General features: G+C 35.7%; 24 protein-coding genes and 1 pseudogene. 19 read left to right on the top strand and 6 right to left on the bottom strand.

Going from position 1 to position 23,075, the window contains the following annotated elements; translation table 11 throughout:
- Positions 1-4: 4 nt before the first annotated feature.
- The 3 genes from OEA66_RS17955 to OEA66_RS17965 form a co-directional block, all read right to left on the bottom strand.
- Positions 5-1,165 (bottom strand): FAD-dependent oxidoreductase, encoded by a 1,161-nt coding sequence (locus tag OEA66_RS17955; protein ID WP_267282694.1) that lies wholly within the window; start codon positions 1,163-1,165, stop codon positions 5-7.
- Between the two features lie 25 nt (positions 1,166-1,190).
- Entirely contained in the window at positions 1,191-1,937 is a 747-nt protein-coding gene (locus tag OEA66_RS17960) for a helix-turn-helix domain-containing protein (RefSeq protein WP_267282695.1), read from the bottom strand.
- 102 nt (positions 1,938-2,039) lie between these two features.
- A complete protein-coding gene (locus OEA66_RS17965) occupies positions 2,040-2,180 on the bottom strand; it encodes a hypothetical protein (protein ID WP_267282696.1) in 141 nt (46 codons plus the stop codon).
- Between the two features lie 307 nt (positions 2,181-2,487).
- Between OEA66_RS17965 and OEA66_RS17970 the strand changes: the two genes are divergently transcribed.
- The 18 genes from OEA66_RS17970 to OEA66_RS18055 all read left to right on the top strand — a co-directional run bounded on the left by OEA66_RS17970 (position 2,488) and on the right by OEA66_RS18055 (position 19,221).
- Positions 2,488-3,495, top strand: coding sequence for a LacI family DNA-binding transcriptional regulator (locus tag OEA66_RS17970; protein ID WP_267282697.1), 1,008 nt, complete (start codon positions 2,488-2,490; stop codon positions 3,493-3,495).
- Positions 3,496-3,530: 35 nt separating this feature from the next.
- The gene (locus tag OEA66_RS17975; protein WP_267282698.1) at positions 3,531-4,442 is read left to right on the top strand and encodes a carbohydrate kinase family protein; all 912 of its coding nucleotides are present in this window, start codon (positions 3,531-3,533) and stop codon (positions 4,440-4,442) included.
- Between the two features lie 9 nt (positions 4,443-4,451).
- Positions 4,452-5,696, top strand: coding sequence for an L-fucose:H+ symporter permease (fucP, locus tag OEA66_RS17980; RefSeq protein ID WP_267282699.1), 1,245 nt, complete (start codon positions 4,452-4,454; stop codon positions 5,694-5,696).
- Between the two features lies 1 nt (position 5,697).
- Positions 5,698-7,110, top strand: a complete 1,413-nt coding sequence (locus OEA66_RS17985; protein ID WP_267282700.1) for a carbohydrate porin — start codon at positions 5,698-5,700, stop codon at positions 7,108-7,110.
- A gap of 21 nt (positions 7,111-7,131) precedes the next feature.
- Positions 7,132-7,971 carry a sugar phosphate isomerase/epimerase family protein gene (locus OEA66_RS17990; RefSeq protein WP_267282701.1) on the top strand — a complete coding sequence of 280 codons (840 nt, stop codon included), beginning with the start codon at positions 7,132-7,134 and terminating at the stop codon, positions 7,969-7,971.
- Between the two features lie 234 nt (positions 7,972-8,205).
- The gene (locus OEA66_RS17995; RefSeq protein WP_267282702.1) at positions 8,206-9,138 is read left to right on the top strand and encodes a ring-cleaving dioxygenase; all 933 of its coding nucleotides are present in this window, start codon (positions 8,206-8,208) and stop codon (positions 9,136-9,138) included.
- Between the two features lie 83 nt (positions 9,139-9,221).
- Positions 9,222-10,175 (top strand): ring-cleaving dioxygenase, encoded by a 954-nt coding sequence (locus OEA66_RS18000; protein ID WP_267282703.1) that lies wholly within the window; start codon positions 9,222-9,224, stop codon positions 10,173-10,175.
- 1 nt (position 10,176) lies between these two features.
- Positions 10,177-10,797: an alpha/beta hydrolase gene (locus OEA66_RS18005; protein ID WP_267282704.1), complete on the top strand. Its 621-nt coding sequence runs from the start codon at positions 10,177-10,179 to the stop codon at positions 10,795-10,797.
- Between the two features lie 12 nt (positions 10,798-10,809).
- Positions 10,810-11,157, top strand: a complete 348-nt coding sequence (locus tag OEA66_RS18010) for a cupin domain-containing protein (RefSeq protein ID WP_267282705.1) — start codon at positions 10,810-10,812, stop codon at positions 11,155-11,157.
- 21 nt (positions 11,158-11,178) lie between these two features.
- Positions 11,179-11,490, top strand: a complete 312-nt coding sequence (locus tag OEA66_RS18015; protein ID WP_267282706.1) for a hypothetical protein — start codon at positions 11,179-11,181, stop codon at positions 11,488-11,490.
- 9 nt (positions 11,491-11,499) lie between these two features.
- Positions 11,500-12,084 (top strand): Crp/Fnr family transcriptional regulator, encoded by a 585-nt coding sequence (locus tag OEA66_RS18020; RefSeq protein WP_267282707.1) that lies wholly within the window; start codon positions 11,500-11,502, stop codon positions 12,082-12,084.
- Positions 12,085-12,349: 265 nt separating this feature from the next.
- Positions 12,350-13,225, top strand: a complete 876-nt coding sequence (locus OEA66_RS18025; RefSeq protein WP_267282708.1) for a pirin family protein — start codon at positions 12,350-12,352, stop codon at positions 13,223-13,225.
- A 148-nt stretch (positions 13,226-13,373) separates the two neighbouring features.
- Complete coding sequence (gnd, locus tag OEA66_RS18030) at positions 13,374-14,792, top strand: NADP-dependent phosphogluconate dehydrogenase (protein ID WP_267282709.1); 1,419 nt, start codon at positions 13,374-13,376, stop codon at positions 14,790-14,792.
- A gap of 9 nt (positions 14,793-14,801) precedes the next feature.
- On the top strand, positions 14,802-16,283 hold the full coding sequence (gene zwf, locus OEA66_RS18035; protein ID WP_267282710.1) for a glucose-6-phosphate dehydrogenase: 1,482 nt from the start codon (positions 14,802-14,804) through the stop codon (positions 16,281-16,283).
- Positions 16,284-16,301: 18 nt separating this feature from the next.
- Positions 16,302-17,018 carry a 6-phosphogluconolactonase gene (gene pgl, locus OEA66_RS18040; RefSeq protein WP_267282711.1) on the top strand — a complete coding sequence of 239 codons (717 nt, stop codon included), beginning with the start codon at positions 16,302-16,304 and terminating at the stop codon, positions 17,016-17,018.
- A 494-nt stretch (positions 17,019-17,512) separates the two neighbouring features.
- Positions 17,513-17,803 carry a DoxX family protein gene (locus OEA66_RS18045; RefSeq protein ID WP_267282712.1) on the top strand — a complete coding sequence of 97 codons (291 nt, stop codon included), beginning with the start codon at positions 17,513-17,515 and terminating at the stop codon, positions 17,801-17,803.
- A 43-nt stretch (positions 17,804-17,846) separates the two neighbouring features.
- Positions 17,847-18,320 (top strand): alginate export family protein, encoded by a 474-nt coding sequence (locus OEA66_RS18050; protein WP_267282713.1) that lies wholly within the window; start codon positions 17,847-17,849, stop codon positions 18,318-18,320.
- A 157-nt stretch (positions 18,321-18,477) separates the two neighbouring features.
- Positions 18,478-19,221, top strand: coding sequence for a M17 family peptidase N-terminal domain-containing protein (locus OEA66_RS18055; protein ID WP_267282714.1), 744 nt, complete (start codon positions 18,478-18,480; stop codon positions 19,219-19,221).
- Between the two features lie 101 nt (positions 19,222-19,322).
- On the opposite strand, the gene OEA66_RS18060 is transcribed toward OEA66_RS18055, so the two are convergent.
- Positions 19,323-19,943 (bottom strand): methyltransferase family protein, encoded by a 621-nt coding sequence (locus tag OEA66_RS18060; protein ID WP_267282715.1) that lies wholly within the window; start codon positions 19,941-19,943, stop codon positions 19,323-19,325.
- Positions 19,944-20,008: 65 nt separating this feature from the next.
- Positions 20,009-20,608 carry a Crp/Fnr family transcriptional regulator gene (locus OEA66_RS18065; protein ID WP_267282716.1) on the bottom strand — a complete coding sequence of 200 codons (600 nt, stop codon included), beginning with the start codon at positions 20,606-20,608 and terminating at the stop codon, positions 20,009-20,011.
- 522 nt (positions 20,609-21,130) lie between these two features.
- On the opposite strand from OEA66_RS18065, the pseudogene OEA66_RS18070 reads away from it, so the two are divergent.
- Positions 21,131-22,021: pseudogene (locus tag OEA66_RS18070) on the top strand (fatty acid desaturase family protein).
- An 81-nt stretch (positions 22,022-22,102) separates the two neighbouring features.
- Here OEA66_RS18070 and OEA66_RS18075 read toward each other — a convergent pair.
- Complete coding sequence (locus tag OEA66_RS18075; protein ID WP_267282717.1) at positions 22,103-22,804, bottom strand: SMI1/KNR4 family protein; 702 nt, start codon at positions 22,802-22,804, stop codon at positions 22,103-22,105.
- Positions 22,805-23,075 lie beyond the last annotated feature (271 nt).

The following is a 23,075-nucleotide window of genomic DNA, read 5'->3' on the forward strand; positions in this document are numbered from 1 at the left end:
AAATTTATTGATTAAAAAATTCTAACATTGTCGAAAGAGAATTTTTACTATGCATTTTCTCTCCATTGTCAAGAGATTCTTGTGCAATTACTGAAGCTCTTTTTCTCATTTCTTTTTCATAATGTGAAATAGATTCTAAAATAGATTTGTACTCATTATTCGTTAAATACTCACTCAATTCTAAAGCATCAAGCATTGCCATATTAACACCTTCCCCGGCAAAAGGAGGCATCAAATGCGCTGCATCACCCAATAAAGTCAAATTATCTTGTGATTCCCAAGTTTGGTCTAAAGGCATGCAATAAATCGGACGTGGAATAAACGGAGTAGAAGTATTTTCAAATAATTCATGCCAAATATCGCTCCATTCTGCATAGTTTGATTTGAACCAATCTAAAACCTTATCTCTGTCTGAAAAATCTAATCCGCTTTTTGTTACCCAATTTTCTTCTGCTTTAAAACTAACATAAAATCCAATTTCTCCATCAGCTTTTTGTCCCATTAAAATATTTTGCTCATTTCCGAATGCCATAATTTTTCCGCCTTTAAGAATTGAAGAAATCTTCGGAACCGAATCTTCAGCATTATAAATATTTCCTTCAAGCATCAAAATTCCTGAATAAAATGGCTTTATATGGGTTAAATAAGGTCTTATTTTCGAATTTGCTCCATCTGCAGCGATAACAATATCTGCATAAACATCTTTTTCGTTTTTGAAATGTAAAACCCAGCCTTCATTTTCTTTTTCCATAGATAAAAAGTGGCTGTCCCAAATAATTGTATCGGGTTGTAATGATTCTAAAAGTATTTTTCTTAAAACACCTCGGTCAATTTCAGGGCGGAAATGTTCATAACCAAAATTCTCTTCTTTTTTATCAGTCTCATGCTCGTTGTAGAAAATTTCGGCTTGGGGATTTACAATCGTTGTTTTATCGGCTCCAATCATGAAATTCTTTTTGAACTCTTCCATTAATCCCGCTTTTTGCAAAGCTGCCAAACCTGAGTTTTCATGTAAATCTAAAGGAGAACCTTGCACTCTTGCATTTTTATCTATATCTCTTTCGTACACTTTTACCTCGATATTTTTCAATTGTAAAAGTTTTGCCAATGTTAATCCACCTGGACCACCGCCGATTATTGCGACTTGTTTATTTTGTAACAACATGCTTTTTAATTTTATTAGAGCAAAATTATGATTGCTTATAAACTAAAAATTGTAAAAATCGGTCATTTTCATTTTTGTGTAATTCTTTTGGGGAAACACCGGAAAATTGTTTGATTTCTTTGATGAAATGTGATTGGTCTGTAAAATTGAGTTGAGGGTAAAGTTCTCCTTTATTGATGTGTGGAAGAGAAGCTTGAAAACGCAATATTTTGCAGTAAGCTTTTAATGAAAGTCCGAATTGTTGATTAAAATATCTGTTAATTTGGCGTTGGCTCCATGATATTTTCTCGGAAAGTTCTTTTATTGTAATTTCTCCGTTTGATTCGAATATCAATTTAAATAAATTAAGCTTGCGTCCATCAATGGTTTTCGGTAATATTGAACTTATTTTTTGAGAGATTTTTGAGCAAAACTTTTCAAAGTCTTTTAAATCTTCAATAGTAATATCCCAAAAATTACTAGGCAATATTTTTCCGGAATTGATGATTTCAGCTACAGATTGATTAAAAATATATTCTATAGCAATCGGATTAAAACTCACTGCGCAAAATGAGGAAATTTGATGATTGGTATATTTGGGTTCGGTTTCTAAGCCTAATAAAGCAACTTGAAAATCACCTTTATCATTAATTGAAAAATTTAAATCAATTTTCCCATTTGGAATAATTACAACATCTTTTTGTGTGGAAAGATTTTGTAAAGAAGAAAAACAATACACGAAATCACTTAACGAAGTATCTGGTTCGACGAGTTTGAATTCTAAACTTTCCATTTTTTTCTAAAGTAGATTTAAAAATAGCTAAAAATTATTTATCTCATAAAATAAATGGAAAATTATATGATAATTTGAGATGTGAAAGTTAATTTAATTATCTTATTTTAAAACCGTGTAATCACCTTCTTTTAATTGTGGTTTCCAATGAGATAATTCTGAATATTTGATTAAAATTTGATCCATTGCTGAATAATACCCGTTATAAGCTCCAAGAAGCCTTTCTTTTTTATCGTGTATCAAGGTTACTTTTTTAGGTTTATATCTATATGCGGCTTCATAAATAGAAATTCCTTCAAAAAAATTATTAATTAGAAATTTATTGGATTAAACGTTTAACCAAAATTTAATATTAGAGTCGAGATTTATAATGATAAGTTAATATGACATTCTCTTAAATTGTTTTAAATATTTGATTTACAATACATTGTAAATTATTTTACTTATTTTTAAAATTCCCCAAATTACATATTTTTTCCAATTGACGAAAAAAAATTGGCTATTGTTTTTTTAATTTATTATTAAATACTTTGCAATGTAAATCAGACCAATGAGAAGAGCATCTATTAAAGATATTGCTAGAATTGCCGGAGTTTCCGTGGCAACAGTATCGTATGTTCTGAATAAGAAAGAGGGTCAGAGAATAAGTGAAGACACCAAGAAAAAAATTTTTGAAATTGCTGAAACGATTAACTATGTGCCAAACAGAATCGCGAGAAGTCTTCAGAATAACAGAACCAAATTGTTAGGTTTGATCGTGGCTGACATTTCCAATGATTTTTATTCCAGCATCGCAAGACACCTGGAAGATAAAGCTATAAAATTAGGCTATACTCTCATCATTGGAAGTTCAGACGAAAATGCACAAAAATTTTCAAAATTGATAGAACTGTTTTCGCAACAGCAGGTAGATGGAATGATTGTCGCGCCAGTTGCCGGTTCCGAGGATATTCTCCAGAAATTGATGGACAAAAATTATCCGTTGGTAACTATTGACCGTTATCTGAAAGGCGTCAATATTCCTGGTGTTCTTCTAAATAATAGGGAGATAGCGGAAAATACGACCAGTTTTCTTGTAGAAAAAGATTTTGAGCAGATCATATATGTTGGTTACGATACAAAACTACCACATCTTCTGGATCGGCAATACGGATTTGAGACGACGATCGCCGAATCCGGAAAGAATATCAGAACCAAAAATATCCTTGTCGGATTAGAAAATATTACTCTTGAGATACAGACAAAACTTGAAGAAGCTTTAGGGAAAAATCCGAAGAATACTGCCTTGTATTTCTCCAGCAACAAGCTTGCTGTAGCGGGTCTTGCCTATCTGGTTCAAAATAATGTCAATGTGCCGGAGCAGGTTTCCGTACTTGCTTTTGATGAGACAGAGGCATACAAATTATTCCCCGCAGAGATTACTTACATCAAACAGCCTCTGGAAGAGATGGCCGATGAAGCAGTGAAATTTCTGGACTCACAAATTAATCAATACAGTTCCAAGACAAAGAAAATAACATTGTCTGGAGAATTAATCATTAAAAAATCAATCAAATAATTTTTTTACCAATTAACTTAAACGTTTAATCTAATATGGATAATAATAAATCTTACACGGTATGTTTCGGAGAAGTGCTCTGGGATATTTTCCCAACCGGATCCAGAGCTGGCGGAGCTCCCTTCAACGTTGCGTATAACTTAGACAAGATGGGAACTGAAGTGAAAATGATCAGTAAAGTGGGTGATGATGAGCTTGGAAATTCGCTTTTGAGTCAGATCAGAAATTGGAATATTTCTACCGACTTTATTCAGATTGACGACGATAAACCTACGGGTACGGTCACTGCCAATTTTGATGAACACGGCGAAGCACATTACGATATTGTAAATGATGTTGCCTGGGATCATATCAGGGTTTTGAAGGAGCATAAGGAGTTGATTACAAATTCCAAAGCTTTTGTTTTTGGGAGTCTGATTGCCAGAAATGAAGTGTCTAAAAATGCACTTCTGGAATTGCTGGAGTTTTCGGATTTCCGTGTATTTGATGTCAATTTTCGTCCGCCATTCATCGATTTTGAATTAATTAAAACATTACTTCACAAAGCGGATCTCGTAAAAATGAACAAAGCAGAATTACGAACCATAATCGAGTTTCTAGGCGAAATATATATTGATGAAGATCAAAGCATAAAGTTCATTCAAAAGTATTTTGATCTGAATGAAATCGTGCTTACAAAAGGAAGCAAGGGTGCAAGATATTTTGTTGGAGACAGAAGTTATGACTTTTCTGCAGTCTCCATCGATGTCAACGACACGGTAGGAAGCGGCGACTCTTTTCTTGCGGGCTTTCTGTCAAAAAGAATTCAGGGGAAATCACCGGAAGAGATTATGAAACAAGCTGTTTCACTGGGCGCTTTTATCACTTCAAAATCAGGTGCTTGTCCGGATTACACTTACGAAGAATTCAAATCTTTCCGGGAAGAACATTACGGTAAAACTATTTAAATCACTATTATGAATACTGCAAAATTTACAGAAAAGAAATACATTGTCGTTTTGGCGTTTGTGATTTCGTTGTTTTTCTTTTGGGCGATTGCTTTGACGATGGGCGACGTGCTCAACAAACACTTTCAGAATGTTCTTAATATCTCAAAATCAAAATCAGGATTAGTTCAGCTTTCAATCTTCGGCGCGTACGCATTGATGGGAGTTCCGGCAGGATTGTTTATGAAGAAATTCGGTTACAAATTGGGTGTAATATTGGGATTGTCACTGTTTGCGCTTGGCTCTTTTCTTTTCATTCCGGCTGCCAATCAAATGTCATTCAACTTTTTCAGAATTGCACTTTTTGTTTTGGCGATGGGAATGGCTACTTTGGAAACCGTTGCGCATCCCTTTGTTGCAGCTTTAGGAAATGAAAAAACGAGTGATCAAAGGGTGAATTTTGCTCAATCTTTCAATGGTTTGGGCGCAATTATCGGTCCTCTTTTGGGTGGTTATTTTATCTTCGGAAAGTCTGGAGTGGATGATCAATCATTAGATTCTGTGAAAGATCTTTACACCTGGATCGGCGTGGTGATTTTAACCATCACCATTATTTTTTCTTTTATTAAAGTTCCCAGCCTGAAAGATCCTCACGCAGAAGATATTACGATTTCTGAGGACGAAAATGGAGTAGAAGCTTTGGTTTCAGATCCGCACGCACCACTTTGGAAGCAGAGGCATTTTATATTTGCTGTGATTGCACAGTTTTTCAATATCGCAGCACAGGGCGGAACCTGGGCTTATTTCATTAATTATGGTGTGGAAAAAATGCAGCTTCCGGAAATTGAGGCATCTTATTATTTTTCTCTAAGTATGGCGATGATGATGATTGGACGTTTCGCAGGAACATTCCTGATGAAATTCATCGCACCAAATAAGCTTCTCGCGATCTTTACAACTTGTAATATTGGATTATGTTTGATTATTTCGCAAAGTTTCGGTTGGGTCTCTTTCATCAGTTTAATCTTACTGAATCTCTTTTTAAGCGTAATGTATCCAACAATATTCAGTCTAGGTCTGAAGCGATTAGGCAGCAAAGTACCACAGGCATCATCATTCCTTGTAATGGCTATGTTCGGAGGTGCCGTTTTTCCACCTTTGATGGGGAAAATTGCTGAAAAAGATATTGCACACGCCTATCTTCTACCGATTATCTGCTATGCTGTAATTCTGTTATTTGCTTTGAAATTCTACAAGCCGAAGACATTTAAATAAGATGAAAAATTTAGATGTTTTTAAGTATAGCTTTTGGTTTTTATTAATCATCAGCCAGCTTTCGCACGCTCAGATTGTGATCACCAACAAGGATTTTTCTTTCGGAACAACAGGCAGAATCGGTGCAGGATATTCTCCAAATGCCGACGGAAAAACCGGCAGACAGCTGAATCTTAATAATCAGGGGTCATTGGGCGGAAGAATGGATCAAGGCGATTATGTGGATTTTTTGCCAGCTTTTCATTTTACTCCAGTTGTAAATGGCGACAGTGTAAAAACTACGAAAATCGATATGCAGGCAAGATTAAGTTTCTATTCAGGTGGAACTTTTTTGGGAAATGTGGATTCAAAGTCCAATCAGGGGATGATTATTGCTTTGCCCGAAGCTTTTGTGGAAGCTCGAAATATTATGGGAAGCGATTGGGATGTCTGGGCAGGATCACGTTGGCTGAGATATGATGACGTGCATATTGCAGATTATTTTTACTTCGATGACCACTCTGCGACGGGTTGGGGCGTGAGACATAAAAACACCAGATTCTCAATGTTTTTTCCCGCCGCAATAGATACTGCAGCGAGTAACTCAACACCATATTCTTACACGAATGTCATCAGTGGAACCAAAAATCTAATTTACAGACAACGGGAAGTTTTTATTTTGGAACAGATTATTCCGTTTAAAAATAATATTCATAAACTGAAATTTCTTGCTGAATTTCATAACGTCGATAAGTCTGGCAAAAACTCGATGGAGCAGTATCCATCAGATCAAGGCTGGGTTTTGGGAGCAAAACTGAACTCTAATTTAAAAACAAAAATTGCAGGCTCTTTCAATCAAATATCCATTAGATATGGCAGCGGAATTGCCAACGGTGGCGACAGTGGAAACACCCAAACCTGGCGAACCTACGGCGCTCCCGATGATGTGATGAAAAAATATAATGGCGCTTATTCTTTAACGGCTGTAGAATATATTTTATTAAATCTATCAAATAAATGGTCTGTCAATGCTTATGCAGTTTTTACTCAAAGTAAAGGTGGCGCAGATAGTAATAATAAAGCCATAGATTATTATGAGCGTGAAATCTTCAATAAGAAATCTGAATTTAATACAGGATTCAGAGCAACTTACTATTTCAATAACTGGTTTCATATGCTCTCAGAACTTCATTTCGCATCGAGAAAAGAAGGCAATCAAAATTCAGCTTCGATGACAAAACTGGTTTTGGCTCCAACCATCGTTCCTACGGCGGAAAGAAGCGTTTGGGCGAGACCGCACATCCGTTTTATTGCAGAAGTTTCCAGATATAATGATCAGGCAATGAACAGTTTGTATTCACCATTTCTACAGCAATCCGGAGCAAAAAGATTCGGAACTTATTTTGGCGTGAGAACAGAATGGTGGATTTTCTAAATAATATTTAAATTTAAAAAAATGAACGTAAAATTTGGCGCTTCGCTGTTATCCTGGATCACACCTCGATGGACAGCCGAAGCAGGAAAATATGCAATAGAAAAAACGGCAAATACCGGTTTTGATTTGATAGAAATTTTATTACCAACTTCAATGGAATTTAATTCTAAACAAGTAAAACAGCAGTTGAAAGATAATCATCTGGATGCTGTCTGTTCGCTTAATCTCCCCAAAGAAGCACATATTCCTTCTTATCCCAAAACTGCAGAAAAACTAATAAAACTGGCAATTGATAAAACTTCAGAACTGGAAACCGACTTTCTGGGAGGCGTTTTACACAGCGGAATCGGCGTGTTTTCAGGAAATCCTTTGACAGAAAATGAAGCTGAAATTATTACCGGAGTCTGGTGCAAAGTTGCAGATTATGCCAAAGAAAAAGGCGTAAATATAGGAATCGAACCCATAAACCGTTATGAATCGTATGTCTGCAATACAACATCAAATGTCCTGAATCTAATAAAAAAAACGGAAAAGGATAATCTGTTTCTTCATCTCGATACATTCCATATGAATATAGAAGAAGCTAATTTTTATGATCCAATCATTCTTGCGGGACAGAAACTGAAACACGTTCATATCACAGAATCTCACCGAGGGATGTTGGGAGAAGGAACGGTCAATTGGAAAGAACTTTTTATGGCTTTAAAAGAAATCAATTTTGAAGGAAATCTTGTTTTGGAAAATTTTTCGTCTTCAATTGCAGGAATGCAGCAAATGGTTTCATTATGGCAAAGATCACCTTATGATGCAGAAGAACTGGCTGTTGGAAGTTTAAAGTTTTTACAAAAATATCATAATTAATATCTTAAATATTAAATGTAATAAGCATTTGAATCTTCAAATATTTTTATAAGGAAATCTAAATCAGGTATAAAAACACCAGCAACAGTTTCTATTGGCGGTATTTTTTCTAATTCTATCATTTATTTTTTGAAAAACAGTTTTTACATTTATTAATCTAGTTAAATGTCCAGCATTTTACATCGACCTAAATTTGTCATATCAAAATCAATTAATCAAAAAAAAATAGACAAAATGGAAAATAGAATCTTAGGATTGCACCACATTACAGCGATCGCCAACAATGCAAAAAGAAATTTAGATTTTTACACTCAGGTTTTAGGAGTACGATTAGTTAAGAAAACTGTCAACTTTGATGACCCTGGAACGTATCACTTTTATTTCGGTAACGAAGAAGGAACGCCGGGAACAATTTTAACATTTTTTCCCTGGGAAGGAATCGGGCAGGGCACCAACGGAGCTGGTTTGGCAACGCACATCGGATATTCGGTTCAAAAGGGAAGTTTGGAATTCTGGAAAAATAGGTTAAAACAGTTTAATTTAAATGTTGAAGAAAGCGAAATCTTCGGTGAAAAACTGATTTCATTCAAAGACCCGGACGGACTTCAATTACAGTTCATCGAATCATCAACACCGGATAACAGAAAAATCTGGACAACCGATGACATCAAGGATGAAAATGGCTTGAAAGGTTTTCACAACGTTACTTTAACCTTGAAAAAAGCTGATCCAACCATCAAAGTTTTGACTGATATTCTTGGATATGACCTTCAAAAACAGGAAGGCGAAAGATCCCGTTTTGCGACAGATGCGATAGAAACTGCAAACCTTATCGACATTATTGAAAATGATAAAATTCCTGTTGGTAAAAATGCCGCCGGAACCAATCACCACATCGCTTTCCGGGTTGCAAATGATGATATTTTAATGGAATATCGTGAAAAAGTAATGTCCGCAGGTTTGAACATCACACCGAAAATCGACAGAGATTATTTTTACTCTTTATATTTCCGTGAACCGGGCGGTGTTTTATTCGAAATAGCAACAGACAATCCGGGATTTACAGTCGATGAACCTTTAAATGAATTAGGACAAAATTTAAAACTTCCGAAACAATATGAAGCAATGCGTTCTCAAGTAGAAGAAGCGTTACCGAAATTATCATAGGTCATTTCTTAAATTTACTTTAAAGTATAATTTTAAATTAAAAAAACTAATAACCATCAACTATAAAAAAACAATTAGAAATTATGGCACTCATCACAGGACTTCACCACGTCACCGCCATCACAGGCGACGCGCAGGAAAATATAGATTTTTATACCGGAATTTTAGGACTTAGATTAATTAAGAAAACCGTCAACTTCGATAATTCTGAAGTGTACCACTTTTATTTCGGGGACGAATTTGGAACGCCGGGAACCATTATGACAACTTTCCCTTATGGCAAAGGTCTGGCAAACGGACGACACGGCAAAGGAATGCTGAATACAACGGCTTTTTCAATTTCAATGGATGCTCTGGATTATTGGCTCGAAAGGCTGGATAAATTCAATATTCCGTACAAACAGGCACAGCAAAGGTTTTCAAGTGAAGTTTTTATTTATCTGGAAGATTTTGACGGACTAGGTTTGGAGTTGGTTTTCAATGAAAAAGATGACAGAAAAGCTTATGATAATGGATTTATTCCGAAAGATTTTGCCATCAAAGGTTTCCACCACGTTGAGATTTGGGTAGATGCTTATGAAAGAACTGCCGCACTTTTGACCACACAAATGGACCATCAATTGATTGCTGAAAGCTCTGACAGATTCAGATTTGGAACCGAAGACAAGCCCGGAAAATATGTCGACTTGCTTTGTGCTCCCAATTCTCTGAAAGGTTTGGCAGGACGAGGAACGGTGCACCACGTTGCTTTTGCGACTCCCGATACGCAATCACAATTGGAAATGATTGAAAGACTGAATAAATTCGGTTTGCAGCATACGGAAGTGAAGGATAGAAAATATTTCACATCCATTTATTTCAAAGAGCCGAGCGGTGTTTTGTTTGAAATCGCCACTTCGGGACCTGGTTTTGACATTGATGAAGAATTGGCGTCATTAGGTGAAGATTTGATGCTGCCGGAACAGTTCGAAGAAAACAGAGGACACTTAATAGATGTTCTTCCAAAAATTAATTATCCAACAGAAAAATTTAAATAAAATGAATCATAATTTAGATATAAAAACAGGCGGAAAATCATTGAATGAAGCTGAAAAAGTTTTGATAATGATTCACGGCAGAGGCGGAAGCGCACAGGATATTCTGAGCTTAGCCCAACATTTGAATGTAGAAGATTATGCTTTACTAGCGCCACAGGCAACAAATGGGAGCTGGTATCCATTGTCCTTTATTGCACCGGTTGAGCAAAACGAACCTTGGCTGTCATCAGCAATTGAAACAATCGAAAAAACAGTTAAGACTGCTTTGGATGCGGGAATTAAAGCTGAAAATATCTACTTTTTCGGATTTTCTCAGGGCGCCTGTCTCACTTTGGAGTTTTTGGCGAGAAATGCTCAGAAATTCGGTGGAGCAATGGCGATAATTGGTGGAGTAATCGGCGATAAGATCAACCGTGAAAATTACAAAGGCGATTTTGCACAAACCCCGATTTTCCTTGGAACAAGCAATCCGGATTTCCACGTTCCGGTAGAAAGAGTGTACGCAACAGCGAATATTCTGAAAGAGATGAATGCCGATGTGACGGAGAAAGTGTACGCAAATTTCGGACATTCCATCAATCAGGAAGAAATTGAACTGGCAAATTCTATCGTTTTTAAATAAAATTAAAATTAGATGAAAATCACAAGAATATTCAGTGACGAAAATGGAGAATCTCATTTTGGAGACATCGAAATTCCATTAATCGATCAAGGAGAAATTGGATATTTATCCGAAGATATTAATGTTAAAAAACTACAGTTCCGAACCGTTTCAGCTGATTACGACTACGATTTTCATCACGCTCCGCAAATGCAATATATCGTACTTTTGGATGGCGGTGTGGAGATTGAAACTTCGCTTGGAGAAATCAGACAATTCAAAACTGGCGAAATCCTTTTGGTAGAAGATATTTCGGGAAAAGGCCACAAAACAAAGAATCTTGAAAAGAAAGAGCGGACATCGTTATTTATTCATATTTAAATTAATTAAAGATAAACACTTATGAATACATTAAACTTTTTGGTCATCGGAAAGAATCAGGAAATTCTTGATACCTTAAAAAGAATTATCGAAAATAATGAAGGCTGGAAAGCAGAAATAAGAAGCGATGAAAATATTTGTTATGATTATATAAAAGAAAATCAGGTAGATATTGTGCTTTTGAGTTCCGGTTTGGATGAAGAATTTGAAAATGACATTAAAATATTTTGCACAAACTTAGAGAAAGAAGTGAAGGTTATCGACCATTACGGCGGTGGAAGTGGACTGTTAAAGAACGAAGTTTACAGTCTTTTTCCTAATTTGCAGCCGTAAACTTAATTTATGTTTGAAAATATCGTCAAGAACGTTACCCGTTTTATCAATCTGAACAGCGAAGAAGAGAAAATTTTCACCGATTTATTGGTTTGTGAAACCATTCCGAAGAAAACAATTTTGTTGCGGGAAGGCGAGATTTGCCAGTTTGAAGGCTTCATTCACAAAGGTTGTTTAAGAGCTTATTACCTTGATGATAATGGTTTTGAAGTGACGATTTTGTTCGCCATTGAAGATTGGTGGATAAGCGATATCGCCTCGTTTCAGGACCAGAAACCTTCCAATTTATATATTGAAACGATTGAAGATTCAGAGATTTTTTTGCTGAATCCGACCACCAAAGAAAAATTGTTGCAGGAAATTCCGAAATTTGAAAGGGTTTTCAGAATGTTGGTTCAGAGAAATCTCTTTACCCTTCAAAACCGATTGGTGAACACGATTTCCAAAAGTGCATCAGACCGATATCTGGAATTTATCAAAGTGTATCCTACAATTCCGCAGCGGGTTGCGCAATATTATATCGCTTCTTATCTGGGCGTTTCTAAAGAATTTGTAAGTACAATCAGAAAACGTTTGGCGACGAAAGAAAAATAGCTTTTATTAGCAGATAATTAAACGCTTAGAATTCCCCTCCTTTGGAGGGGTGGCGAAAATTCAAAGAATTTTTGACGGGGTGGTTTATGCGTAATGTATAAACTACCCCGTCTTTTTGCTTCACAAAAATCCACCCCTTCAGAGAAGGGGAATTTTAGCTTACTATTTTTTTGCTTTAAATGTATTTATTAAACTAGTTAAATGCACAGCAATTTTCATCACCATAAATTTGTCCTATCAATAACGAATAAATAATAAAACAGATATGGACAGAAAAGATTTTTTAAAGAAAGGATTACTCGGAACAGGAATGTTTGTAGCAACCGCTTCATTGGGGAATACAATGAAAAATGAGATTGACGAAATCGAACCTCTGGAACCAATCGGATACAATCATTTACCGAATACCGATTCAAAAATCAAAGACAATTCTGTGATTCACAAAGCAGATTCCAGAGGGAAGACAGACCACGGTTGGTTGGTGAGCAATCATACCTTCAGTTTTGCGAATTACCACAATCCTGAAAGAATGCATTTCGGTGTATTAAGAGTGTTGAATGATGATAAAGTGGAGGCGGGAAGAGGCTTCGGAACGCATCCCCACGATAATATGGAGATTATCAGCATCCCGTTAGAAGGCGATTTGGAGCACAAAGACAGTATGGGCAATTCTGCGATTATCAGTGGTGGAGACATTCAGGTGATGAGTGCCGGAACCGGAATTATGCACAGTGAATTCAATAAAAATAATGACAGTTTGGTGAAGTTTCTACAAATCTGGGTATATCCAAACAAGAGAAACGTGACACCAAGATATGACCAGCTTACTTTAGATAAATCAAAAAGTCAGAATCAATTCCAGCAGATTCTTTCTCCCAATGCGGATGACGAAGGCGTTTGGATTCATCAGGATGCCTGGTTTCACTTAGGAAACTTCGAAAATAATGTTAAAACCAATTATAAAATCAACAAAAAAGGAAACGGCGTATATGCCTTTATTTTAAAAGGAAGTGCAGAAATTGAAGGACAAAAAGTGGAAACAAGAGATGGTTTCGGAATTTGGGATATTGCAGATCTTAATATCAAATCAACAACAGAAGGCACAGAAATTTTATTGATGGACGTTCCGATGACGATGTAAGAGTTTGATAAAGAATTTTCAATTATTTATTGGGTTTTAATTGATTTTACAAAAGGTACAGATTAAAAGAAAATTTAACATAATTTTTTTAATAATACCCATTTCCGTAAATTTGAGCTGTAAAAATAAAAATAAATCTTAAGTAAGAATGGAAAAGTATAATTACGGGGTCGTTGGTCTCGGCGTAATGGGGAGAAATCTGCTTTATAATATTGCTGATAACGGTTTTTCTGTAGCAGGATTCGATTTAGATGAAGAAAAAGTTATCGAACTTAAAAATGGAGTGGCTGAAGGTACAAAGGTTATCGGTTCTGTTTCTCTGGAAGAATTTGTAATAGGTCTGGACATTCCGAGAAAAATTATTCTGATGGTTCCTGCAGGTAAGCCGGTAGATGCCGTTCTTGAAAGTATCACACCATTTCTTACCCCGAAAGATGTCGTAATTGATGCAGGAAATTCTTATTTTAAAGATACCGAAAGACGTATCGCAGATTTGACATCTAAAAATCTGCATTTTATGGGAATGGGTGTTTCCGGAGGTGAACAAGGTGCAAGAAGAGGCCCAAGCATAATGCCTGGAGGTGATTTGGAAGCTTTTAAATTAATACAGCCCATGCTGGAATTAATTTCAGCAAAAGTTAATGGTGAAGCCTGCACAGCTTACATGGGCAAAGGTTCTGCCGGAAACTATGTGAAAATGGTTCACAACGGTATAGAATATGCCATTATGCAATTAATTAGTGAAGCTTACGATCTGTTGAGAAAGGGAGCAAAACTAAACACTGATCAGTTATACGAAGTTTTCAAAAAATGGAACGAAGGAGAAATGAATTCTTTCCTCATTGAAATCACCAGAGATATTTTCAAACAAAAAGATGATTTGACAGATGGTTTTCTTGTCGATCAAATTTTAGATAGAGCCGGAGCAAAAGGAACAGGAAAATGGACTTCTGAGCAGGCAATGGAAATCGGCGTGTCAATTCCTACAATCGATATTGCTGTAACTTCAAGAATTTTATCTGCTTATAAAGAGGAGCGTATTCAGGCGTCTCAGTTATATATCAAAGAAGAAATTGCCACTCCTGAAAACATAGAATTATTTATTAAAGAAGTTGGCGATGCATTGTATTTGGCAACTTTGATCAGTTATGCTCAAGGTCTTGCATTACTGGTGAAAGCTTCTGAAGAATACAAGTTTGATATTCCTTTGAAAGACGTTGTCAAAATCTGGAGAGGCGGTTGTATTATACGTTCTGTTTTATTAGAAAAATTCTACGGTGCTTATACTGAAAATCCAAGTTTGTCTAATATTTTATTGAATAGAGAAATTTCTGAAATCGTAAAATCTAAAGTTAAACCATTGAGAAACATTGCTTCGTTCGCTGTTTTAAACGGAATCCCAAGTTTAGGAATCCAATCATCTTTAGGCTATTTTGATGCGTACTCAACAGATACTTTACCAGTGAATCTTATTCAGGCTCAGCGTGATTATTTTGGTGCGCATACATACCAAAGAGTTGACCAGGAAGGTGTTTTTCACACATTATGGAACACCCAAAATATTTAAATCCAGAAAATGAGCGACAATACAATCTTGCACCCAACGACTATCGTTATTTTTGGTGCGACTGGAGATTTGGCAAAAAGAAAGCTTTTTCCTGCGTTTTATAATTTGTATGTTGATGGCAGAATGCCAAAGGGCTTCAATATTTTAGCCTTAGGAAGAGCTGAAAATACAGATGAGAAATTTAGATCTTATGTCAAAGAAAATCTGGATAGCTTTTCCAGAAGAACTGTAACTTTAGAAGACTGGGCTGGCTTTCAGGCACATATTACCTATTTTCAGCATCAGTTGGATGAAGTTGATTCCTATCAGAATTTACATGAGAAACTGGAAAATTTTGACAAAGTATATGGAGCGAGAGGAAACAGGCTTTTCTATCTGTCCATAGGACCAAATTTTGTTTCGGTGATTTCAAATCATCTTAAAAATACAGCCATCGCTTCTGACTCGGATAAAGACCGAATTATCATAGAAAAACCTTTTGGACATGATAAGAAATCTGCCATCGAGCTGAATAATCTGCTTTCACAGACCTTTGAGGAAGAACAAATATACCGTATCGACCATTATTTAGGAAAAGAAACCGTTCAGAATATTTTGGCATTCAGATTTGGAAATTCCATTTTTGAGCCTTTATGGAATCATAGACACATAGAGTCTGTTCAAATTACCGTTGCAGAAGAGGTGGGCGTAGAGACGAGAGCCAGTTTCTACGAACAGACCGGTGCTTTGCGTGATATGATTCAAAACCATCTTTTGCAAATACTTTGCATGGTTGCGATGGAACCGCCCATTTCATTGGAGTCTGGCGAAATTAGAGATCGTAAGGTTGATGTTTTAAAATCAATCCGCAGAATTTCACCCGACAAAGTTGACCATTATGCAGTGAGAGGTCAATATGGAAAAGGAAAGGTAAATGGTGAAAAAGTAAATGGTTACAGGCAGGAAGAAGGCATTGCACCTGATTCAAACACAGAAACCTTTGTTGCCATCAAATTTTACTTAGATAATGAAAGATGGGAAAATGTTCCTTTCTACGTTCGTACCGGAAAGAAGATGAAAGAAAAGCATTCTTATATTACGGTCCAGTTCAAACCGCTTCCTCATTCTGCGTTTTCAGAAAGTAAATCTCTTCTATCAGCTAATCGATTGGTGATCAATATTCAGCCACAAATGGATATCAGGCTACAGTTCATGTCAAAAAAGCCTGGACTTTCATTGGAATTGAAACCTGTAGAGATGATCTTTGACAATTTTGCCTGTCAGACAGATACCCCCGAAGCTTATGAAACGCTTTTATTGGAAGCTCTTGTTGGAGATCTTACATTATTTATGCGTTCGGATCAGGTAGAAGAGGCGTGGGATGTTGTAAAAACAATTCAGGAAACTTGGGAAAAAACTACAGATTCTTCTTTTCCGAATTATGAAGCAGGAAGCTGGGGACCTGAAGACAGCAATGCTTTGGTTGAAAGGCAAGGGCATGAATGGGTTTAAAATTTAATAAAAATTAAAATGAATATTACAATATTTGATACTCTGGAAACTTTATATAAAAAGTCAGCAGATACTTTTGTAGAGCTTTCAGAAAAAGCAATCCGAAAACAAGACAAATTTGTGGTTGCATTAAGTGGCGGTTCTTCGCCGAAAGCGATTTTCAACTTATTGGCGACTGAGGAATATGCTGATAAAATAGAGTGGAGCAAAGTGTTTTTTTTCTGGGTAGATGAAAGATGGGTTTCTCTTGATGATGAAAAAAGTAATTTCAAAATGACTTTAGAAACGCTTTTGGATAAAGTTCCTGTGAACAAAAACCAGGTTTCTCCGATGTACAAAGCCGGAACGGAACCTGAGGATTATGCCAAGGAATATGAAGATCAAATCAGAAATGTTTTAGGAGCTGACGGTATTTTCGATTTTATTCTTTTGGGAATGGGCGATGATGGTCATACGGCTTCACTATTTCCTGGCGAAGCAGTTTTAAACGAAAAAGAAAAATGGGTTTCAGCTTACTATCTGAAATCTCAGGAAATGTTTAGAATTACACTCACAGAACCAATCATTAATAAAGCTGAGAATATTTTGGTTATTACATTCGGTAAATCAAAAAAACACGCTTTAAATGAAGTTTTGAATGGAGAGTACAATCCCCAATTGTATCCGCTTCAGCTAATTGAAAGGAAAGAAGGATTTCAACTTTTTACTGATAAAGAGACAGGTGTTGAACTATAGATTGTTTAAAATTAATTGAACTAGTTAAACGCTAGACATACTTTTTCATCATAAATTTGTCATATCATTATTTTAAAAAAAGATAAAAATTATTAAAAAAAGTGATCAATAATTGTAAAATATAAAAATTAAACATTCACTTTTAAGAGAGTAAAATATTTAGAAAAAATAGGCTTAGATTTTAATATCTGAGCCTATTTTTTTTGTTTTAAATTAAATCTTATAAAAATGTTGCTCCGGCTTCGCTTCCTGTACTTCCTGAATGGTATCCTGTAAAATATTACGGCGGATATCAGACAAAATAAATTTACAATTTCAACCTAAAACATTTCGCTCCATTGGAAATCGAGGAAAGAGATTCGCCGAATCAATCAAATAAATAAAAAATTTTGAGGCACTGGTGGCGAAAATTCAAAGAACTTTTGAAGGAGTGGTTTTAATTTACCAATAATCAAGAATGACTAATAAACTCCTTAAAATTCAAACCTAAAACAATGAAAAAGCTCGTTCAAACCATCACCAATACCAATCTCGAAGGCAAATTAATTCACGTTGCGTTATTAATTTTCAGAATTGCATTATCATTAGAATTAATCATAGCTCACGGACTGAAAAAACTAGGAGTAGGCGTTGCGGAGGCAGAACAGGTTCCGAATCCTTTGAACCTTCCAGAAGAATTCAATAGTCTCTTTGCAGACGCAGCCAACTTGGTATTTCCAGCGTCTGTCATCTTCGGATTGTTCACTAGAATAGCAGTTCTACAACTAGTTCGGAAATTTCAATAAAACAACCATCAGTGCCTGGACAGCTTCTGCGGACATCAGCTATATGTTTGAAAATGTAAAGGGAAAACCAACTATCAATCTTCGAAATGATTACATTTCCGGAGACCGAAACAGAGAAGACGGAAAGTTGGGAACCTTCAATCCATTATATCCAAAAGATGGTTATTTCGGATTCAATCCACAAATCGGACCTGTGAATTTGATTGACATTCATCCGTATGCAACGGTTGATTTGAACAGCAAAATGACGGTGCAGGCTGATGTGGTTTTCAACTGGAGATATTCTGCGCAGGACGGCGTTTACAGACCGAGCGGTTCTTTAAACCTGACTTCGATGAACTCCAAAAAGAAATACATTGGAACGGCTTTCCTTGGAAGCTTTAATTATAAAATCAGTAAATCTTTTACTTTCAATACAGGCATTCAATATTTCAAAACAGGTGAATTTGTGGACGACATTATTGAAAACGACAAAGACGGATTGTTTATCAACTCAAGGATTGTTTTCAAGTTTTAACGAATTAATTCGAAAATTTGATTCAATTAATTATCCCACATCAAGAATAATTTTTACTTCTAAGGCTAACTTTGAGTAACATTAAAACAATATTAAAATCAACAAAATTATAATCACCCAAAAGCCAATCGCTAAGAGCTAAAAAACAAAAAATATTATGAAAAATATACTAAAAAATACAATAAACAAATCATTATTAATTGCGGGATTAGTTTTTTCGACTTTAACTTTCGCACAAAATACAACAGCAAATTCTTCTGCAACTCCTGCAAAAATCGGAACATCCAAAAACTGGGGTTCAGTTGATGGAATTTCTATAATTGGATTGGTTCAGGGGCCATCTTCGGCCGACGCTCAACTGCAGGTTGCCTGTGTTTTCGAATATACAGATAACGACATACACAGCGCTCAGGCATTGCCCGCCAACTTAAACGGATTGGTGCATTTGGATGAAGCTTTGAAAGGTGAATTTACCAAAATCAGACAATCCGGTCAGTTCAAAGGTCACTCTCTGGAAACGTTATTGATTTCTCCTCCAAAAGGTTCTATGTCAGCGAAAAAACTGTTGCTGATTGGTTTGGGTGACCGTAGTAATTTCACTCCAGCACTGATGATTTCCGTTGCAGAAGTGGCTACGAGAGAAGCTTTGAGATTGGGCGTAACCAATTTTGCTTTTGCAAGTGATTTAAAAGATGCAGGAATTGATTCTCCAACCGCTTTGGTTGCAGGAAATGTGGTGAAAGGTGTTGTGAATGCAAACCGCTCTGAGATTTATTTGAGAGAGCATAATTTGTCTAAAACTAAAAAATTAGAAAAAGTATATTTATTGGCCGGTCCGTCTTTCTTTGATGTTGCAGGTGGCGGAATCCAGACTGCGATAGCGGAAGTGAAGAAGAAATAATTTTTATAATAGAAAGTGAAGGTGAGAGAACCGGTATTTGTTTAAATGCCGGTTCTTTTTATTTACAATTATACTTTGTTACTAAAATTTAATCCCAAATATTACCACAGCTTGGGAAGAAGTTTGTTGGTTTTTTCCTTATAAGATGCAAAACCTGCGTGTCTCGACATTGATTGGTCTTTTTTGCCCATATTGATAAAGAAATATCCAACCCAGAAAGCCAATACAACTAGTGGAATCCAATGCCAGGCGACGAGAGCAAATGAGCCGTATATCAATATTTCGCCTAAATAATTTGGATTTCTCGTGCGTGCAAAAAGCCCGTCTTCAATTAATCCCTTCTGAATTCTTAAAGTGAAAAACTTTTGGGCATCACCTACATAATGGAGAAAAATTCCCATTGCGTAAATGGCTGGAGCAAGTCCGAAAACCCAAACGGGTACATTGGTATGTTCGGAAATAAGCAGGTAAGGTGCAATATAATAGCCTGCCAATGGTAAAAATGGTGTCATAAGCCCTGTAATGACTGGCAATTTCTGTTCAAATCTCTTATCGGGAAATAGTTTTTGTTTGAATAACCAGAGAATGGTGTAAGTGCCGTGCAATCCAAGATATAAAAAAGCGGGCGCACTCCAGTTGTCATAAGTCAACATCATTAATAGGACGATAGGACTGACTAAAATTTTATGCAGGTTAATCACTGCATTGACAGTTGTTTTCATTTATTTTTTGTTTCTACAAAGGTCATCCTTATAGAAACCTGTTCACTGACACATATGTTACAAAATTACAATCCGGCTATTTTTTTTCGAATCCGGCTTAATGAAGGTCGTTCAATTCCAAGATAGGATGAAAGGTGAGTCAAAGGAATCCGGTTAAAGAGTTCAGGATTTTGTTTGATAAATTGAATATAACGCTGTTCTGCCTGGTCAAACTGGAAACTCTCTACTCTGCTTTGAAGCATTTTCAATATTTCCTCTGCCATCAATCTGCCATAACGCTCAAAGCCTATAAATTTTTTATAACCATTTTGCATATGCTCGTAAGGAAGCGTGATAATAGTACTAGGTTCCAGACACTGAAAATAATATCTGCTTGGCATTTGATTGAGCAACGAGGGATAATCGGTTACATACTCATTTTCCTTTGCAAACAAAATTGTGATTTCGTTTCCTTTATCATTGATGTAATATGCTCTGACAAGTCCACTCGTTAAGAATCCAAGCTGATGATTTTTTTTCCCGGCTTCCATATACATTTCTTTAGACTTAAAATGCTGAACGCTCAATCCGCCTTCCAGATATTCCCATTCATCTTCAGAACATTCGGGATGGATACTAAGGATGGCTTCTTTATATAGACTAAATTCCTCCGGCTGTTGAATCATTGTTTTGGATATTGAATGAGTGATTTTATATAATTGATTCGCTTAAAAAACTTATTGATGAATCTGCAAACTATCGATCAATCGATTTTGAATTGTAAAATTAGTTTTTAAAACCAAAAACTGCTTTATGACTATTGGTAATCTTTACTTCCTAAATACTAAAATAGATTATTTTGGTTAATAACTATAATAAAATAACGATAAATCCGTTATGTTAATATAAAGTCCGGAAATTTGCCGGAAAACCTAAACATTCTTCTTATTCCAACACCCGATTTTAGCACATCTGTTTGTTCGCGTAAAGTAGATCAAACACGATATCATATGTCTCAAAAAGTAAAATTCTCATCCGCTTGCGGTTCTCGTTTCTATGCAACTGTCAAAAGTAGAGTAGAACAATATTTCACTCATAATCAACTAAGTCAGCATGCTAATGCCCAAATGTGGGGTAAGACTGTATTTTTCTTGGCGGGGTTAAGCGCGACGTATATTGCAATTATCTCAGGTTTGATGTCTAATTGGATGCTATTGCCTCTTGCTGTATTGATGGGAATGTTCAGTGCCTTTGTAGGCTTCAACGTATGTCATGATGCAATACATGGTGCACTTTCTGGTAATAAAAAAGTAAATAAAATCTTTGGTTTTGTTTTTAATCTTGTCGGCGCCAATCCATATGTTTGGAGTATTACGCATAACGTCGTACACCACACGTTTACAAATATTCCCGGGCATGATGAGGACATTGACGTAGCACCGGGATTAATCAGGATTGCCGAAGATGATGAAGTGAATTCCATTCAGAGATTCCAGCATTAGTATGCATTTCCGCTTTACAGCTTGGCATCACTCTCATGGGTGTTCCGTAAAGACTATATGAAATTTTTTCAGAAAAAAATTGGAGCGCATAAGAACAAACACCCCAAGTCGGAGTATTTTAATTTATTTTTTTATAAAGCAATTTATTATTTTTTGTTTATTATATTACCTCTGTTAGTACTTGATGTAAGTTGGTGGCAGTTTCTAATTGGTTTTCTGTTTTTACATATTGCTCAAGGATTGACAATGGGACTGGTCTTCCAATTGGCTCATGTAGTTGAGGGTACCCATTTTCCGGTTCCCAATGAAACCGGGCAGATGGAAGAAGCCTGGGCAGAGCACCAAATGCGCACAACAGCGAATTTTGCAACGCATAATAAGTTCGCAGCATTTTTTTTAGGTGGTCTGAACAGGCAAATTGAACATCATCTTTTTCCTAAAGTCTGCCATATACATTATGGTGAAATTTCCGTCATCGTGAAGAAAACTGCAATGGAATTCAATTTACCTTACATTGAAAATAAAAGCTTCTTATCTGCGCTGCGTTCGCATTTTCTGACGTTGAAAAAATTCAGTAAGGTTTCAAAGGTTGATTAACAAGAGTATGACCGGTAAGTTTGAGCAAATACCATAAACTTTGCATCAAGAAATGCTTTACTTCTCTATTTAGTATTTACCCTAGTCTTTGGAATATTCAAACGAAGTGTCTATCTTTTTGTAAGGAATAGTATCTGATAAGATGCTTTTTAGTTCTATATCTGTCAAAAGTCCTCTATGTTTTTCTTTTCTGCCTTTTGGTAATTCAATTTCATAATCAATGATTTCTCTTGAATATATATTGAGTAGAATTTCAATTTGTTTTTCAGTCAGATACTTTGTGTGTGTTTTTAAAACACTTTTTAAATTATTTTTGAATTCTTCATCACTGACGCTATTATAAGTATCTTGTTCAGACATATCAGTAAGCAAAATTCTAAAAACAAAGTCCTGCAAATTTTTGGCAAGATAATTAGACTCATTGCTATCATGCCAAACAAATACAATAGGAATATCATCACCATCCTTTTCATTTAAAAAAAAGCAATAATAATCACCCGCTCCACTTTGTCCAAACGGGATCAGTTTGAATTCATGTTTAATTTGTCTGTAATCGTCAGGATCAGTTAGTTCTTCAATTGCTTCACTTACAGCCTTTGTATTTAGTAATTCAAAATCATCAGTGAATAATAAAAGTGGAGGATTTTCTTTTAATTTAGGATAAACTGTGCTGTACCAATTTGAACCATATTCTCCAATTTCTAACATTCCATCTTGTTCTAATTGCTTGTAAAGTTCAGAATATGTAAAATTGTATTTGTGTTCTATTTCGGATAATTTCATAGGTCAATATTTTTGAATTTTGGTTTTTATCAGGCGATGCCTGCATTTTTAGTCGACGAACTTCATTCGGTTCTCAACAGTATCGTTTGGAACTTAAATAAGTTCATATTTGAAACTTATAAATACTATGGATATAGTGGCATTTCAAATTTTTGTATCTGAAATAATTCCTGGCCGATAAAATTCTTCAATCATCATTAGTGAAAATAAAATTACGAAATTTTCATATTATCCTGCCTTATCTCACTTTAAATATCAGTTAATTATTTCT

Origin of the sequence: Chryseobacterium luquanense, assembly GCF_026460945.1 — a bacterium.
Lineage (GTDB): Bacteria > Bacteroidota > Bacteroidia > Flavobacteriales > Weeksellaceae > Chryseobacterium > Chryseobacterium luquanense.

Excerpts from the sequence above, each read along its gene's own strand:
- OEA66_RS17970 (WP_267282697.1), top strand. The coding sequence starts at position 2,488 with ATGAGAAGAGCATCTATTAAAGATATTGCTAGAATTGCCGGAGTTTCC.
- OEA66_RS18060 (WP_267282715.1), bottom strand. The coding sequence starts at position 19,943 with ATGAAAACAACTGTCAATGCAGTGATTAACCTGCATAAAATTTTAGTC.
- OEA66_RS17975 (WP_267282698.1), top strand. The coding sequence starts at position 3,531 with ATGGATAATAATAAATCTTACACGGTATGTTTCGGAGAAGTGCTCTGG.
- OEA66_RS18065 (WP_267282716.1), bottom strand. The coding sequence starts at position 20,608 with ATGATTCAACAGCCGGAGGAATTTAGTCTATATAAAGAAGCCATCCTT.
- OEA66_RS18055 (WP_267282714.1), top strand. The coding sequence starts at position 18,478 with ATGAAAAATATACTAAAAAATACAATAAACAAATCATTATTAATTGCG.
- OEA66_RS18050 (WP_267282713.1), top strand. The coding sequence starts at position 17,847 with ATGTTTGAAAATGTAAAGGGAAAACCAACTATCAATCTTCGAAATGAT.
- OEA66_RS18025 (WP_267282708.1), top strand. The coding sequence starts at position 12,350 with ATGGACAGAAAAGATTTTTTAAAGAAAGGATTACTCGGAACAGGAATG.
- OEA66_RS18020 (WP_267282707.1), top strand. The coding sequence starts at position 11,500 with ATGTTTGAAAATATCGTCAAGAACGTTACCCGTTTTATCAATCTGAAC.
- OEA66_RS18000 (WP_267282703.1), top strand. The coding sequence starts at position 9,222 with ATGGCACTCATCACAGGACTTCACCACGTCACCGCCATCACAGGCGAC.
- OEA66_RS18005 (WP_267282704.1), top strand. The coding sequence starts at position 10,177 with ATGAATCATAATTTAGATATAAAAACAGGCGGAAAATCATTGAATGAA.
- OEA66_RS18010 (WP_267282705.1), top strand. The coding sequence starts at position 10,810 with ATGAAAATCACAAGAATATTCAGTGACGAAAATGGAGAATCTCATTTT.
- OEA66_RS18015 (WP_267282706.1), top strand. The coding sequence starts at position 11,179 with ATGAATACATTAAACTTTTTGGTCATCGGAAAGAATCAGGAAATTCTT.
- OEA66_RS17955 (WP_267282694.1), bottom strand. The coding sequence starts at position 1,165 with ATGTTGTTACAAAATAAACAAGTCGCAATAATCGGCGGTGGTCCAGGT.
- pgl (WP_267282711.1), top strand. The coding sequence starts at position 16,302 with ATGAATATTACAATATTTGATACTCTGGAAACTTTATATAAAAAGTCA.
- OEA66_RS17985 (WP_267282700.1), top strand. The coding sequence starts at position 5,698 with ATGAAAAATTTAGATGTTTTTAAGTATAGCTTTTGGTTTTTATTAATC.
- OEA66_RS18075 (WP_267282717.1), bottom strand. The coding sequence starts at position 22,804 with ATGAAATTATCCGAAATAGAACACAAATACAATTTTACATATTCTGAA.
- OEA66_RS18045 (WP_267282712.1), top strand. The coding sequence starts at position 17,513 with ATGAAAAAGCTCGTTCAAACCATCACCAATACCAATCTCGAAGGCAAA.
- gnd (WP_267282709.1), top strand. The coding sequence starts at position 13,374 with ATGGAAAAGTATAATTACGGGGTCGTTGGTCTCGGCGTAATGGGGAGA.
- fucP (WP_267282699.1), top strand. The coding sequence starts at position 4,452 with ATGAATACTGCAAAATTTACAGAAAAGAAATACATTGTCGTTTTGGCG.
- zwf (WP_267282710.1), top strand. The coding sequence starts at position 14,802 with ATGAGCGACAATACAATCTTGCACCCAACGACTATCGTTATTTTTGGT.
- OEA66_RS17960 (WP_267282695.1), bottom strand. The coding sequence starts at position 1,937 with ATGGAAAGTTTAGAATTCAAACTCGTCGAACCAGATACTTCGTTAAGT.
- OEA66_RS17990 (WP_267282701.1), top strand. The coding sequence starts at position 7,132 with ATGAACGTAAAATTTGGCGCTTCGCTGTTATCCTGGATCACACCTCGA.
- OEA66_RS17995 (WP_267282702.1), top strand. The coding sequence starts at position 8,206 with ATGGAAAATAGAATCTTAGGATTGCACCACATTACAGCGATCGCCAAC.